This window comes from Pseudomonas sp. GD04015 (assembly GCF_029837675.1).
Lineage (GTDB): Bacteria > Pseudomonadota > Gammaproteobacteria > Pseudomonadales > Pseudomonadaceae > Aquipseudomonas > Aquipseudomonas paralcaligenes.
Map to the genome: position 1 here is coordinate 1 of NZ_JAOEEE010000009.1, position 13,027 is coordinate 13,027.

Consider the following 13,027-nt stretch of genomic DNA (forward strand, 5'->3'; position numbering starts at 1 on the left):
AAGGGAGCAGGGCGCTACGACCCATAACGGGTGCACGGTGATGAAAAAGCCCCGCATGAGCGGGGCTTTTTCGTTACCAGCGGTGGCCGTGGTGATGGCGGCGGGGTTCGCGCCAGTGCCTGTAGCGTGGTGGCGGGGGCGCGGGCACGTAGTACACCGGACCGGGGCTGTAGTAGACCGGGCGTGGCTCGTAATAGACGGGACGGGGTTCGTAGTAGACCACCCGGGGCGGTGGCGGCGCCCGGTAGACCGGGGCGGGCGCGTAGCCGCGGTCCGATCTCTGGCTGGCCAGCACGCCGCCGATGATGGCTCCGACCGCGACGCCCGCGGCCACGTCGCCGCGATCCGCCGCTTGTGCCTGTTGCTCACCGGCGAAGGTCAGGCTGGCGATCAGGCCGGTGATGATTGGGATACGCGAAAGCATGGTCGAGACTCCTGTGGGGAACCGGTTCTCCGGTCAATGTCTTCGACTGTGCCCCGTGCGGGCCATTGCGCGGGGCAGTGTAAATCCTGTGTAAAACGAGGCGGCGACAATCTTCTTATATGGATTGGCCCGCCGGAGGCATGGCTCACGGTGTGCCAGCGGGTTTTGCGCTTTACTGCTTGCCGAGAGGCGTGCGAAGGCGCGGGAGCGAGGCCGACGGATGAACGCGATGGTTGTCAGGTGGGGCGGGCTTGCCGTGGTGCTGATGGCGCTGGGGCTGGCCGGCTGTTCCGGGCGCCTGACCCACGAGAGCATCGTCAGCAAGCGCAGCGAGCCGCGGGCCGGCGAGTTCCTGCAGAGCGACGTGGACCGCATGGCCACGCTGGCGATGCGCGACAACCTCAATAGCCTGTACCAGCTGATGAGCAAGCTGTACCAGCGCAACCCGCAGGAGTGGCGCAAGACCGGCCTGGCCAGCCGCGCCGAGGCGGAGCGGGCGATCCACCAGGCCATCGAGCAAGACCAGCCGCTACCGCAGCTCGGCGGGCGGCGCGATATCGCGGCGCTGAGTTATTCGCTGGGTGCCGATTTCCAGGGCGACCGGGTCGGCGCCTTCATCTACGCCCTCGGCAGCATGCTGGTGACGGCCCACGGCGGGCGCACCGAGTTCTACCTCACCGATTCGTTCGACGCCCGTTTCATCCACAACGCCGCGCGCAACATCGAGAAGGCGGCGTGGATGCTGGCCCAGCGCCGGGACGCCAGCGGCCGCCCGCTGCTGCTGTCCAACGAGGGCAGCAACCTCAGCTACGCGGTGGAGTTCGGCAAGATGACGGCGCGCCTGGACCTGCTCACCCACGTGCTGGAGGAGCGCTATCGCCGGCTCGGCGTGAACTACGCGCAGAGCCTGCTGTTCCTCAACTTCCTGCCGGTGCAGTGACGCCTCAGCGCTCCCAGCGGCGCAGAATCCGTTCCAGCTCGCCGCTGGCCCGCGCCTTGTCCAGTGCCGCGGCGAAGCGCCGGGCACGCTCGTCGCCCTTGGTGAAGGCCACGTAGCGCGGCATTTCCACCAGTGGCCTGGGCAGCAGGCGCACGTGTTTCTGGGCGCGCTGTTCCTGGACGAAGTAGAGCAGCTGGGTGCGGTCGCCGACGATGATGTCGATGCGCCCGGCCAGCAGCATGGAGACCAGCTGGCGCGGGTTCTGCGCGCTGGTGTCGCGGGCCAGGTCGGCCCTGTCGAAGGCCGACTCGTAGGCGTAGCCGCGCACCTGGCCGATGACGAAGGGGGAGAAGTCGTCCAGGGTCTGCCAATCCTGGATGCTGGTCTTGGCAGTGGTCATGAACACGGTCGAGCCGGTGCGGATCGGGCCGACCAGTTCGTACTGGGCCATGCGCTCCGGCGTGCCGGCGAACTGGAAGGCCATTTCGGTCTCGCCCCGTTCGAGCATGCGCTTGACCCGTTCCCAGGGGTACAGGCGCAGGCTGTGGGCGATGCCGGCCTGCTGCAGCACCGCCCCGATCAGGTCCACATCGATGCCGCGCGGGGTGTCGTCGTCCTGGGTGACGAAGCTGTAGGGGGCGAACTGTTCGTCGCCGATAACCCGCCAGGTCTCGGCGTGGAGCAGGGGGCTGAGGAGGAGCAGAAGAACGAGCGACAGGCTGCGCATGGTGTCCTCCCGGGCAGGGACGGGCGCCTGGCGCGCCCGTTCATTTCAGCCTAGTGCCTGCGGGAGGATTTGCGCGTGGCGATCCGGCGTTGCACCGGATCGGGCATCAGACCTTGCGCACGAACTCCGACTTCAGCTTCATCGCGCCGATGCCGTCGATCTTGCAGTCGATGTCGTGGTCGCCGTCGCACAGGCGGATGTTCTTGACCTTGGTGCCGGCCTTCACCACCAGGGACGAGCCCTTGACCTTGAGGTCCTTGATCACGGTGATGGTGTCGCCGTCCTGCAGCAGGTTGCCGACCGAGTCCTTGATCACGCGCTCGTCGCCCGCCTCCGGCGCGGCGTCGGCCGACCATTCGTGGGCGCACTCCGGGCAGACCAGCTGGCTGCCGTCCTCGTAGGTGTATTCGGAGTTGCACTGGGGGCAGGGCGGCAGGGTGCTCATGGCGGTACCTCGGTCGGAGCGTAAAAGCCGCATATTGTATAGGGTTTTGCCCGCCCTGTGGCGATTGGTCGAACCGATGCCGCCGCGGCGCCGTCCCACCTTGCAGGAAGAATGCTCGAACACGGGAGAAAGGGGCATGGCATTCATCGATCTGCGTGGCGTTTCCTGGTGGACCCTGGTGCGCGGCACCGTGACCGACTTCATCGACGACGAACTGCCCGTCTATGCGTCGGCGCTGGCCTTCCAGCTGTTCTTCTCGCTGTTTCCCTTCCTGCTGTTCCTCATCGCCCTGATCGGCGTGCTGGATGCCCAGCCGATCTTCGACTGGCTGCACCAGCAGGCCGAACTGGTGCTGCCGCAGGATGCCCTGGGGCTGGTCGACCCGGTCATCACCCAGTTGCAGACCCAGCAGCCGGGGCTGTTCTCCATCGGTATCCTGCTGGCGCTGTGGACCGCCTCGGCGGCGGTGCGCTCGACCATGGCGGCGATGAACCGCGCCTACGGCGTGGAGGACGGCCGCCCGGCCTGGAAGCTGGTGCCGCTGTCGCTGCTCTACACCGTGGGCATCGCCATCGCGCTGCTGACGGCGGCGGCACTGATGGTGGTCGGCCCGCAGGCGATGAACTGGCTGGCCACCCAGATCGGCCTGGAGGAGACGGTGGTGGTGCTCTGGGCCTGGCTGCGCTGGCCGCTGGCGGTGCTGATGCTGATCCTGGTGGTGGCCGCCGTGTACTACCTGGCGCCGGACGTGAAGCAGGAGTTCCGCTTCATCACCCCCGGCTCGATCCTGGCGGTGGTGGTGTGGATCGCCGCCTCGCTGGGCTTCGGCTACTACGCGCAGAACTTCGCCAACTACAACGCCACTTACGGCAGTATCGGCGCGATCATCGTGTTCCTGCTGTACCTGTACATCTCCTCGGCGGTGCTGCTGTTCGGCGCCGAGATGAACGCGGTGATCGAGCACCACGCCAACGAAGGCAAGGACCCGGGCGAGAAGGAGGCCGGCTGAGGCCGGCTACCACAGCGCGCCGAGCTGGCGCTCCAGCCGCTCGCGGTGGTCGGGGTGGGCGATGTCGAGCATGCAGCGCATGCGCTGGCGCAGGCTCTTGCCGCGCAGGTCGGCGACGCCGTACTCGGTGACAATCAGCCCCGCGTCGCCGCGCGGCACGGTGGCCGGCCCGCTGAGGCTGGCGACGATGCGGCTGGCGCCGCCCGCCGTGGACGGCAGGGCGACGATGGGCAGGCCGCCCTTCGAGCGGTGCGCGCCGCGCAGGAAGTCCAGCGCCCCGCCCAGCGCGCCGACGTAGTTGCCGGCCGCCACTTCCGAGTTGATCTGCCCGCCGAGGTCCACTTCGATGGCCGAGTTGATCGCCACCAGGCGTTCCTGGCGGGCGAGCACGTCCGGGTCGTGGGTGTAGGCGGTGGAGCGCAGCATGATCGCCGGGTTGTCGTGGGCGAAGTCGTGCAGCAGGCGGCTGCCGAGCAGCACGCCACCGACGCTCAGGCCACGGTCCAGGCTCTTGCGTGCATTGGTGATGGCGCCGCTGCGCATCAGCTGGGCGACGCCGTCGCCGATGCTGCCGGAGTGCACGCCCAGGTCGCGGTGGTCGGCCAGCGCGCCGAGCACCGCGTCGGGAATCGCGCCGATGCCCACCTGCAGGGTCGCGCCGTCCTCGACCAGCCCGGCGATGTGCCAGGCGATCTGCGCGTCGACCTCGCGGATGCGGCTGGGCGGGTTCTCCAGCGGCGGCCGGTCGGTGTGCAGGATGGCGTCGATATCGTCCGCGCCCAGGGTGCGCTCGCCCTGGACGCGCGGCGCCTGCCGGTTGACCTCGGCGATCACCACCCGCGCCGTGTCCAGCGCCGGCAGCAGGTACTCGTGGGCCAGGCTCAGGCTGTAGCGGCCGTCGGCGTCGGCGGGGGCGAGCTGGAGCAGCAGCACGTCGATGCGCAGGGCGCCGCTGCCGATCAGCGCCGGCAGCTGCGAGTAGTGGCAGGGCAGGATGTCGAGCGCGCCGGCCCTGGCCAGCTCGCGATTGGCGCCGGCGCCGCAGTAGGCGAGGAAGTCCACGCAGTCGGCGTGCTCGGGCCGGCAGGTGTCGCTGTTGGCGATGCCCAGCATCACCCGGAAGCGACCGATGCGTTGCCGCTGGGCCATCAGCGCCCGGGTCAGCGGCAGCGGCTCGGCGTTGGCCTGGCCCCACAGCACCGTGTCTCCCGGGCGGATCAGGGCGGACAGGTCGAGGTTGTCGGTCTGCAGCGGCGTGGGCATGGCGAACTCGCGGCGAAGGCGCGGCCGGCGGATAACCGGCCACGGCTCAGGAATGGGGAGGTGGCGGCGACCGGCTGGCCGCCGCCCGGGGTCAGACGATGGACGACGGGTGCTTGGCCAGCGGCGTGACCTGGATGGTCATGAAGGGGAACAGCGGCAGGCTGGACAGCAGGGCGTGCAGCTCGTCGTTGCTCTCGACATCGAACACGCTGATGTTCGAGTACTGGCCCACCACGCGCCACAGGTGCGGCCACTTGCCGGCCTGTTGCAGCTCGACGGCGCGGGCCTTCTCCGCGGCCTTGATGGCCTCGATCTCGTCCTGCGGAATGTCGCGCGGAATGTTCACATCCATCTTTACGCAATACAGCATGGGGTTCTCCCGTTCAGGTCAGATCTTGCTCTGGCTCAGTTCGCCGGTGAAGGGCTCGTCGCTGTCGCCGAGGACCTTGGCGTCCACGTCCTCCAGGCGCACGCCGCGGGTCTCCGGCAGCAGCAGGACGGCGGTGATCGACAGGGCGTAGGCCACCAGGCAGAAGGTGCCGATGGAATTGGCCAGGCCGATGCGCTCGGACAGCACGCCGACGCCGGCGATGGACAGCGCGCCGAGGGACTTGCCCAGGTTGTAGGAGAAGCCCATGCAGGTGGTGCGCACGTGGGTCGGGAACAGTTCGCTGAGGAACGGGCCGAGCACGGCGAAGATGCCGGTGGCGAAGGCGCCGACCGTGAAGGCCATGAGCAGCAGCAGGGTGGTGCTCATCGGCACCAGCATGTAGATCACGGTGAAGATCCAGGCGCCGACGCTGAACAGCAGCAGCGCCGGGCGGCGGCCGTAGCGGTCGGCCAGCCAGGAGGTGATGACGAAGCCGGCGAAGGCCCCCGCGCACATCACCAGCATGGTGAAGATCACCGGGCCGGGCTTGAGGCCGCGCTCGCTGACCATCAGGGTCGGCAGCCAGGCCATGATGGTGTAGGCGGCGGCCTGCAGGCCGGTCACCAGCATCGCGCCGAGCAGGGTCAGGCGGACCACGCCGGGGCGGAAGGCGGAGAGAATCGAGGCCTTCTCCTGCACCTTGGCGGTGGCCTGCTTGTAGATTTCAGGGTCCTTGACGTGACGGCGGATGAACAGCACGAAGCCGGCCGGGATCACGCCGACCCAGAACGCCACGCGCCAGGCGATTTCCTGCGGCAGCCAGGCCAGCAGGGCGGTCATCACCACGGCCGCCAGGGCCCAGCCGAAGGCGAAGCCGCTCTGCACGAAGCCGAGTGCCTTGCCGCGGTGCTGCGGACGGATCACCTCGGCCATCAGCGCAGCGCCCACTGCCCACTCGCCGCCGAAGCCGAGGCCCTGCAGGGTGCGCACGACCAGCATCTGCTCGTAGGAGGTGGTGAAGCCTGCCAGCGCGCCGAAGAAGGTGAACCAGCAGATGGTGAAGATCAGGATGCGCACGCGGCCGTAGCGGTCGGCGAGGATGCCGGCGATCCAGCCGCCGAGGGAGGCGGAGAGCAGTGCCGCGGTGCCGAGCACGCCGGCCTCGCCCTTGGAGATCTGCCAGATCGCCATCAGCGCCGGCAGCAGGAAGCTGAACATCTGCGCGTCGTAGGTATCCAGCGCCCAGCCGGAGAAGCAGGCCCAGAAAGTCTTGCGCTCCCGGGAGGAGCCCGTTTTGTACCATTCGAACATGTTGACCGTCCTTCTTGTTATTGGATGTCGGCTCATGGCGCAGGGCAACCATGACATCGGTGTCGGGCCCGGCCGGGGCCGGGCGTTCTGGCTGAAACAGCCGTTGCGGCGAGCGCCTCCTGGCACGGGTCCGCGGTGTTCTTTTCCACGTTCCGGAGCATGCGGCAGATCGCGCCGGCCGCCCATTTGCGATTACGAAAGCCTGTCTTTCGGCTGCCCTAAGTGGCGGCGCGGGTCAGGCGTCGCGCGGCGCGACCAGGATGTCCTGGGCCATGCTGGCGACCAGCAGGCCGTCGCGCCGGTAGATGTGGGTCATCGCCAGGCCGCGCCCCGAGAGGCTGCGCACGGCGTCGTTGACGAACAGCAGCCAGTCGTTGGCGTTCAGTTCCAGGCTGTGGAACCAGAGCGTGTGGTTGAGGTTGCTGATGTAGTAGTGCTGCCACAGTTCGAGCATGCCCAGCGGCGGCGCCAGGCTGCCGTTGAGCCAGCAGTCGGACATGTAGGCCAGGGCGGCGTGATGCAGGCAGCCCTCGCCGACCAGAGGCTGACTGAGGCGCACCCAGTAGGCGATCCGGCGCTGCTCGGCCGGTCGCTCGAAGTAGCCCTCCGGGTGGATCGGCCGCACGTCCAGCACCGGCCGCGCGGAGAAGCGCAGCTGCACCGCCTCGCTGTGCTGCGGGTAGCGCGCCGCCAGCTCGCGCAGGGTCGGCAGGCTCTCCGGGTCGGGCGCCGGGTGCTCCAGCCGGTGCGGCTGGCCGGGGTGGGCCTGGGCCAGCTGGAACGAGGCGTTGGCGCTGAACACCAGGCCGGTGCCCTGCACCCCATACAGGTGGCGGGTGGAGAAGCGCCGGCCCTCTTGCAGGGTTTCCACGCTGTATTCGATGCCGTCCTGCGGGCGGGCGCCCTGCAGGAAGGTCATCTGCAGCATGCTCGGGCTGCGCTGCGGCGCGGTCTGCGCCGCCGCCCACAGGGCCTGGCCGAGCAGCTGGCCGGCGTACACCCGGCCGTTGGCGTTGGTGTCGCAGACTTCGCTGCGGTAGCCGTTCTGGCCGTTGTGTTCGAGCGACAGCAGCTCGGCGAGGTCGCGCTGGTCCCAGGCGCGGGCGTTGGCGCCGCTGGCCATGTCAGCGCCTCATTCCGCGGGGCTCAGCGCCGTCAGCGCGCTGCGGCCGGGTTCCCGCGAGGGCTGCTCCAGGGCGGAGAAGTCCAGCGCCACCGAGGTGACATCCTGCAGCGCGGAGGCGTCGATGTCGCCGACCAGCTCGATGACCTTCACCCCGTCGGCGGTGATCTCCAGCGTCGCCAGGTCGGTGTACACCCGGCTGACGCAGCCGAGCCCGGTCAGCGGGTAGCTGCAGCGCGGCATCACCTTGCTGCGGCCCTGCTTGTCGAGGTGCTCCATCATCACGTAGATGCGCTTGGCGCCGATGGCCAGGTCCATCGCCCCGCCGACCGCGGGAATCGCGTCCGGCGCGCCGGTGTGCCAGTTGGCCAGGTCGCCGCCGGCGGAGACCTGGAAGGCGCCGAGCACGCAGATGTCCAGGTGGCCGCCGCGCATCATGCCGAACGAGTCGGCGTGGTGGAAGAAGGCGGCGCCGGGGGCCAGTTTGATCGGCTCCTTGCCGGCGTTGATCATGTCCCAGTCCTCCTCGCCGGCCGGCGCGCCGGTCCAGCGGCCGAGCACGCCGTTCTCGCTGTGCAGGAAGATGTCTTTGTCCGCCGGCAGGTGGTTGGCCACCATGGTCGGCAGGCCGATGCCCAGGTTGACGTAGGCACCCTCGGGAATGTCGCGGGCCACCCGGGCGGCCATGGCGTTGCGTGTCTGTTTGTCCATCTCGGCCTACCCCGCCTGCTGCTGAAGGAACGCCGGCGCGGCGCGCCGGACGATGCGCTGGACGAAGATGCCCGGCGTGACCACCTGCTCCGGGTCCAGCTCGCCCAGCTCGCAGATGCGCCCGACCGAGGCGATGGTGGTGCGCGCGGCCATGGCCATCACCGGGCTGAAGTTGCGCGCGGTCTTGCGGTACACCAGGTTGCCCCAGCGGTCGCCGGCCTCGGCGTTGATCAGCGCGTAGTCGACGTGGATCGGCGATTCGAGCACGTAGTGGCGGCCGTCGATCTCGCGGGTCTCCTTGCCCTCGGCCAGCAGCGTGCCGTAGCCGGTGGGGGTGAAGAAGCCGCCGATGCCGCAGCCGGCGGCGCGCAGGCGCTCGGCCAGGTTGCCCTGGGGGATGATCTCCAGCTCCAGCTTGCCGGCGCGGTACAGCTCCTCGAACACGTACGAGCCGCTCATCCGCGGGTAGGAGCAGAGGATGCGCCGCACCTGGCCGGCCTTGAGCAGCGCGGCCAGGCCGGTGTCGCCCTGGCCGGCGTTGTTGCTGACCAGGGTCAGGTCGCGGGCGCCCTGGGCGATCAGCGCCTCGATCAGGTCTTCGGGCATGCCGGCGCCGCCGAAGCCGCCGACGGCGATGGTGGCGCCGTCGGGGATGTCGGCCAGCGCGTCGGCGGCGCTGGGGGAAAGCTTGTCGATCATGCGGTTGTCCTTTCTCTTCTTGTGGCGTCGGGGACCGCGCCGACGGGCATCGGCCCGCGTCGCAGGGCCGCTGGAAGCGGCTTCCCCCGCATGAAAATCAGCTTGCCAGCGCGCCCCGGGGCCGACAATTTCAGTCTGCGGAAGGGCCGCTTAACCGCCGGTTAAGGTGCCGCGCGCAGGGCGGCGCGGGGCGCTCAGACGCCGGCCACGCCGACGGTCATGCCACCGCAGACGTACAGCGCCTGGCCGGTGACGAAGCCGCTGCGCGCGTCGAGGAAGAACGAGGCGGCCTGGGCGATGTCCTCGGGCGCGCCGAGGCGCTTGACCGGCACCGAGTCGATGATCGCCTGGGTGCGCGGGCTGTCCGCCGGGTTGGCGCGCTCGAACAGCTCGGTGCGGATCGGCCCCGGGCCGATGGCGTTGGCGGTGATGCCGAAGCGCCCCAGCTCCAGCGCCCACACCCGGGTCATGCCGATCAGCCCGGCCTTGGTCGCGGCGTAGGCGCTGCGCAGTTCCTTGCCCAGGGCGGCGCGCGAGGACATGTTGAGGATGCGCCCGAAGCCGGCCTCCTTCATGCCCGGCAGCAGCGCCTGCATGCACTGCAGCGAGCAGCGCAGGTTGAGCGCCCAGACCCGCTCCAGTTCCTCGAAGCTCTGTTCCTCGGCGCTGGCCGGGCAGACCATGCCGACGTTGTTGACCAGGCGGGTGATCGGGCCCTCGGCCAGCGCCGCTGCAAGGGCGGCGGCGGTGGCTGCGGTGTCGCTCAGGTCGGCGATCAGGCCGTCGCCGACGCGGTCGATGATGACCGGCTCGAAGCCGTCCTGGCGGCAGCGTTCGGCGATGGCGGCGCCGATGCCGGAGGCACCGCCGGTGATCAGTACACGTTGTTTGGACACGGGTATTTCCTCGACTTCAGACAGTGGCGACGGGGTTCAGCGGCGCGCCCACGGCGCCCGGCAGGCGCAGTGGCGGCGCGGTGAGCAGGAAGCGGTTGCGGCCGTGGGCGCGCAGCCAGTTGGCCAGCGGCGTGAGGTGCCACAGCTCGCCCAGGTGCACGCCGAGCTTGAACAGGCAGTGGTGGTGCAGTGGCATCACCGAGCAGCAGCTGCCCGGCTCGCCGGAGGGGAAGATTTCCACCGAGTAGTTGTCGGCGGCGATGGCCACCAGGTCGCTATCGGTGATCCAGTTGAGCAGGCGCCCGTCGTTGCCGTCGAGCACCGCGGCGAGGCGTTCCAGCGCCTGCGGGTCGGGGTTCTTGTTCATTCCCAGCAGCGCCTCGGCATAGCCGGTGTGCAGGCAGACGATGTCGCCCGGCTCGACCTCGACCCGGTCGGCTTCCAGCACGCGCATCAGCTGGTCGTAGCCGACGTGGGTGCGGCCCAGGCCGAAGTGGTGGTGCAGGTCGATCATCACCCCGCGCCCCTGCACGCAGGTCTCGGCCATGCGCTCGATGCCCAGAGCGTGGGCGCAGGAGGTGCTGTGCGGCTTGATCGCCCCGGCGATGCCGCAGTCGGCCAGGTCGTCCGGGCCCTCGACATCGCCGCCGGCGGTGAAGCCGTTGTAGTACAGCGGCTCGGCGATGCCGTCGCCGTCGGCGTCGAACAGCGCGCCGACGTGGGACAGCGCGTCCCACTGGGTCGAGTACTGCAGGTGGAGGATCGCCAGGTCGTCGCTGAGCACGTCCGGGCGGCCTTGCTCGATGCGCTCGTAGGCGTAGTTCATGTTGACCCCGCCCTTGCGCAGCAGCGGGCGCAGGATCGGCGGCAGGCGGTTGACGTTCATCGCGTTGCCGCCGGGGTAGTCCAGCGGCAGGCTGAGGCAGAAGGCCAGGCCCTCGCGGACCTCGGCGATGCCCTGGCGGACCTTTTCCGGGGTCAGCAGGTTGAGCCGGCCGATCTGGTCGTCGGGGCCGAAGTCGCCCCAGTTGGAGCCGTCGGGACGGCGCTTCCAGCGTTGTGCAGCCATTGGAGGTTCCTTGGTTTCGGATGCGGGGACGCGGGGAGCACAAGGCTCCCAGACCTGCCCGGGGCGGACAATTTCGCTCTGCGAAAGCCCCGCTTAAGCGAGGCTTAAGCCTGCAGGGCGGGGGTGTCCGGGGTGCGGTACCAGTCGATCAGGCTGTCGGCGAAGTCGCGGGCGAAGGTCGACAGGCCGTCGAAGTCCTGGGCGCAGAGCTGGAAGGTGCGCACGGCCCAGGGGTCGAGCAGCTTGCAGGAGCCGAGGTTCTGTCGGCCCTTGAGCCGCTCGTAGCCGGCCTGGGGGACGATGGCGATGCCGGCGCCGGCCTCGACCATGCGGAAGATGGCGTCGGAGCTGGCGACCTGCACGCGGATGTTCCACGGGATGTGCAGCGCCGAGGCGGCGCGGTTGAGGAACACGTGCAGCGCGCTGCCCTCCAGCAGGGAGACGAACTCGTAGGCCAGGGCGTCCTTGAAGTACACCTCCTCCTGCCGGAGGATCGGGTGGTCCTGGGGGGCGATGATCATCAGCCGGCTATAGACGAACGGCACGCTCTGCAGGCCGTCGGTGACCACGCTGCCGGAGACGATGCCGAGGTCGGCGCTGCCCTCGCGGATGGCGCGGACGATGTCGTCGCTGAGCCGCTCGCGCATGTCGATGTGCACGTCCGGGTGGCTGCGCAGATATTCGCCGACCACCGGCGGCAGGTATTCGGTGATGGCCGTGGTGTTGGCCAGCAGGCGCAGCTGGCCCTTGAGGCCCTCGGTGAACTGCTGCAGGTCGCCGGTGAGCAGCTCCAGTTGCGAGAGGATTACCCGCGCGTGCTGCAGGTAGGTCTTGCCGGCGTTGGTCAGCGTCACGCCCTGGGGCGAGCGCTCCAGCAGGCGCATGCCGAGGTTGTCCTCGAGGTTCTTGATGCGGTTGCTGGTGGCGGGCACCGAGAGAAAGGAGCGCTCGGCGCCGCGCGTCAGGCTGCTGGTTTCCGCGATGTTGATGAACAAGCGGAAATCGGTGATATCGAAATGCATCGCCATGGTCGAGTACGTCCTGCCAAGTGATGGTTCACGGTACTGGCTGGTAGCGCCCCTGCCTAGGCGACGTTCGTCGGCGGGGGCGTCGCGCCCGCGCTACCAGGCCGAGGGCTCGAAGCGGAAGCCGGTGCCCTCGCGGCGGATGAAGCCGCAGTGCGGCTCGCCGAAATGCACCGGCATGATCAGCGCCTCGCTGTCGGCCGCGCGGTTGAGGAAGTCCAGGCGCGTTTTGCGGGCGGTGTCTTCCCAGATGCAGTAGCCGGAGTTGATGTCGGGGCGCACGATCTGCACCGGGCTGTGCAGGATGTCGCCGCAGAAGATGCCTTCCTCGCCGTTGGAGCGCACGCGGAAGGTCACCTGGCCCGGGCTGTGCCCCGGCGCGGCCTCCACCACCAGGCAGTCGGCGATCTCCTGGCCGGGCTGCGCCATCCGCGCCAGGCCGGCGTCGACGATCGGCATCACGCTGTCGAAGAACGAGTCGCCGAATACGTCGATCACCCCGGCTTCCCTGTTCTTGCCCTGGGCGCAGAAGTCGAAGTCGTCCTTGGGCAGGTAGTAGGTGGCGTTGGGGAAGGTGGGCACCCAGCGGCCGTCCTGCCAGGTGGTGTTCCAGCCGACGTGGTCCGAGTGCAGGTGGGTGATGACCACGTGGGTGACCTTCTCCGGCGGCGCGCCGGCGGCGATCATCCACTCGCGCACCAGGGTGTTGAGCATGTTCATCCGCGGGATGCCGGCGCGCGGCTTGAAGTTGCCGACACCTGTGTCGACCACCACGATGTTGCTGCCGACGTGGACGATCCAGAACTGGATGGTGACGATCAGCTTGTTCATGTGCGGCACCCAGTGGTTGGGCGCCATCAGCCCGCGGTGTTCCTCGAGCACGCCGGCGTCCATGGCGGGGAACAGGAAGGCCGGGTCGTGGGTCGGGCCGGCGTATTCGAGGATACGGGTGACCTTGATATCTCCGATCATGCGTGACTGCATCATGGTGGTGTTCCTCATCTTGTTCTTGTGA

The 13,027-nt window shown here is 69.0% G+C and carries 15 protein-coding genes; 2 read left to right on the forward strand and 13 right to left on the reverse strand.

Annotated features, from left to right (window positions below):
- Positions 1–73 precede the first annotated feature (73 nt).
- The gene (locus N7640_RS10030) at positions 74–424 is read right to left on the reverse strand and encodes a hypothetical protein (RefSeq protein ID WP_279905241.1); all 351 of its coding nucleotides are present in this window, start codon (positions 422–424) and stop codon (positions 74–76) included.
- A 220-nt stretch (positions 425–644) separates the two neighbouring features.
- Here N7640_RS10030 and N7640_RS10035 point away from each other — a divergent pair, with 220 nt between their 5' ends.
- Positions 645–1,364 (forward strand): hypothetical protein, encoded by a 720-nt coding sequence (locus N7640_RS10035; protein ID WP_279905240.1) that lies wholly within the window; start codon positions 645–647, stop codon positions 1,362–1,364.
- A 4-nt stretch (positions 1,365–1,368) separates the two neighbouring features.
- Here N7640_RS10035 and N7640_RS10040 read toward each other — a convergent pair whose 3' ends face one another.
- Positions 1,369–2,091: a transporter substrate-binding domain-containing protein gene (locus N7640_RS10040; RefSeq protein ID WP_279905239.1), complete on the reverse strand. Its 723-nt coding sequence runs from the start codon at positions 2,089–2,091 to the stop codon at positions 1,369–1,371.
- A 106-nt stretch (positions 2,092–2,197) separates the two neighbouring features.
- A complete protein-coding gene (locus tag N7640_RS10045; protein WP_279905238.1) occupies positions 2,198–2,536 on the reverse strand; it encodes a zinc ribbon domain-containing protein YjdM in 339 nt (112 codons plus the stop codon).
- Between the two features lie 136 nt (positions 2,537–2,672).
- Here N7640_RS10045 and N7640_RS10050 point away from each other — a divergent pair, with 136 nt between their 5' ends.
- The gene (locus N7640_RS10050) at positions 2,673–3,545 is read left to right on the forward strand and encodes a YihY/virulence factor BrkB family protein (protein ID WP_220811744.1); all 873 of its coding nucleotides are present in this window, start codon (positions 2,673–2,675) and stop codon (positions 3,543–3,545) included.
- Between the two features lie 6 nt (positions 3,546–3,551).
- Here N7640_RS10050 and N7640_RS10055 read toward each other — a convergent pair whose 3' ends face one another.
- The 10 genes from N7640_RS10055 to N7640_RS10100 form a co-directional block, all read right to left on the reverse strand.
- Entirely contained in the window at positions 3,552–4,808 is a 1,257-nt protein-coding gene (locus tag N7640_RS10055; RefSeq protein ID WP_279905235.1) for an acetyl-CoA hydrolase/transferase C-terminal domain-containing protein, read from the reverse strand.
- A 91-nt stretch (positions 4,809–4,899) separates the two neighbouring features.
- A complete protein-coding gene (gene catC / locus N7640_RS10060; protein ID WP_279905233.1) occupies positions 4,900–5,178 on the reverse strand; it encodes a muconolactone Delta-isomerase in 279 nt (92 codons plus the stop codon).
- 18 nt (positions 5,179–5,196) lie between these two features.
- The gene (locus tag N7640_RS10065) at positions 5,197–6,489 is read right to left on the reverse strand and encodes an MFS transporter (protein WP_279905232.1); all 1,293 of its coding nucleotides are present in this window, start codon (positions 6,487–6,489) and stop codon (positions 5,197–5,199) included.
- 235 nt (positions 6,490–6,724) lie between these two features.
- Complete coding sequence (locus N7640_RS10070) at positions 6,725–7,612, reverse strand: acyl-CoA thioesterase domain-containing protein (protein WP_279905230.1); 888 nt, start codon at positions 7,610–7,612, stop codon at positions 6,725–6,727.
- A gap of 9 nt (positions 7,613–7,621) precedes the next feature.
- On the reverse strand, positions 7,622–8,323 hold the full coding sequence (locus tag N7640_RS10075; RefSeq protein ID WP_220811752.1) for a 3-oxoacid CoA-transferase subunit B: 702 nt from the start codon (positions 8,321–8,323) through the stop codon (positions 7,622–7,624).
- A 6-nt stretch (positions 8,324–8,329) separates the two neighbouring features.
- Positions 8,330–9,022 (reverse strand): 3-oxoacid CoA-transferase subunit A, encoded by a 693-nt coding sequence (locus N7640_RS10080; protein WP_279905228.1) that lies wholly within the window; start codon positions 9,020–9,022, stop codon positions 8,330–8,332.
- 194 nt (positions 9,023–9,216) lie between these two features.
- Complete coding sequence (locus tag N7640_RS10085; protein WP_279905227.1) at positions 9,217–9,918, reverse strand: SDR family oxidoreductase; 702 nt, start codon at positions 9,916–9,918, stop codon at positions 9,217–9,219.
- 16 nt (positions 9,919–9,934) lie between these two features.
- A complete protein-coding gene (locus N7640_RS10090; RefSeq protein WP_279905226.1) occupies positions 9,935–10,987 on the reverse strand; it encodes a cyclase family protein in 1,053 nt (350 codons plus the stop codon).
- A 104-nt stretch (positions 10,988–11,091) separates the two neighbouring features.
- A complete protein-coding gene (locus N7640_RS10095) occupies positions 11,092–12,015 on the reverse strand; it encodes a LysR substrate-binding domain-containing protein (protein WP_220811760.1) in 924 nt (307 codons plus the stop codon).
- Between the two features lie 93 nt (positions 12,016–12,108).
- Positions 12,109–12,999 carry an MBL fold metallo-hydrolase gene (locus N7640_RS10100; protein ID WP_279905225.1) on the reverse strand — a complete coding sequence of 297 codons (891 nt, stop codon included), beginning with the start codon at positions 12,997–12,999 and terminating at the stop codon, positions 12,109–12,111.
- Positions 13,000–13,027: the final 28 nt, after the last annotated feature.

Coding starts and splice junctions, on each gene's coding strand:
- N7640_RS10065 (WP_279905232.1), bottom strand. CDS start 6,489: ATGTTCGAATGGTACAAAACGGGCTCCTCCCGGGAGCGCAAGACTTTC.
- N7640_RS10100 (WP_279905225.1), bottom strand. CDS start 12,999: ATGATGCAGTCACGCATGATCGGAGATATCAAGGTCACCCGTATCCTC.
- N7640_RS10055 (WP_279905235.1), bottom strand. CDS start 4,808: ATGCCCACGCCGCTGCAGACCGACAACCTCGACCTGTCCGCCCTGATC.
- N7640_RS10080 (WP_279905228.1), bottom strand. CDS start 9,022: ATGATCGACAAGCTTTCCCCCAGCGCCGCCGACGCGCTGGCCGACATC.
- N7640_RS10090 (WP_279905226.1), bottom strand. CDS start 10,987: ATGGCTGCACAACGCTGGAAGCGCCGTCCCGACGGCTCCAACTGGGGC.
- N7640_RS10030 (WP_279905241.1), bottom strand. CDS start 424: ATGCTTTCGCGTATCCCAATCATCACCGGCCTGATCGCCAGCCTGACC.
- N7640_RS10045 (WP_279905238.1), bottom strand. CDS start 2,536: ATGAGCACCCTGCCGCCCTGCCCCCAGTGCAACTCCGAATACACCTAC.
- N7640_RS10035 (WP_279905240.1), top strand. CDS start 645: ATGAACGCGATGGTTGTCAGGTGGGGCGGGCTTGCCGTGGTGCTGATG.
- N7640_RS10095 (WP_220811760.1), bottom strand. CDS start 12,015: ATGGCGATGCATTTCGATATCACCGATTTCCGCTTGTTCATCAACATC.
- catC (WP_279905233.1), bottom strand. CDS start 5,178: ATGCTGTATTGCGTAAAGATGGATGTGAACATTCCGCGCGACATTCCG.
- N7640_RS10075 (WP_220811752.1), bottom strand. CDS start 8,323: ATGGACAAACAGACACGCAACGCCATGGCCGCCCGGGTGGCCCGCGAC.
- N7640_RS10050 (WP_220811744.1), top strand. CDS start 2,673: ATGGCATTCATCGATCTGCGTGGCGTTTCCTGGTGGACCCTGGTGCGC.
- N7640_RS10070 (WP_279905230.1), bottom strand. CDS start 7,612: ATGGCCAGCGGCGCCAACGCCCGCGCCTGGGACCAGCGCGACCTCGCC.
- N7640_RS10040 (WP_279905239.1), bottom strand. CDS start 2,091: ATGCGCAGCCTGTCGCTCGTTCTTCTGCTCCTCCTCAGCCCCCTGCTC.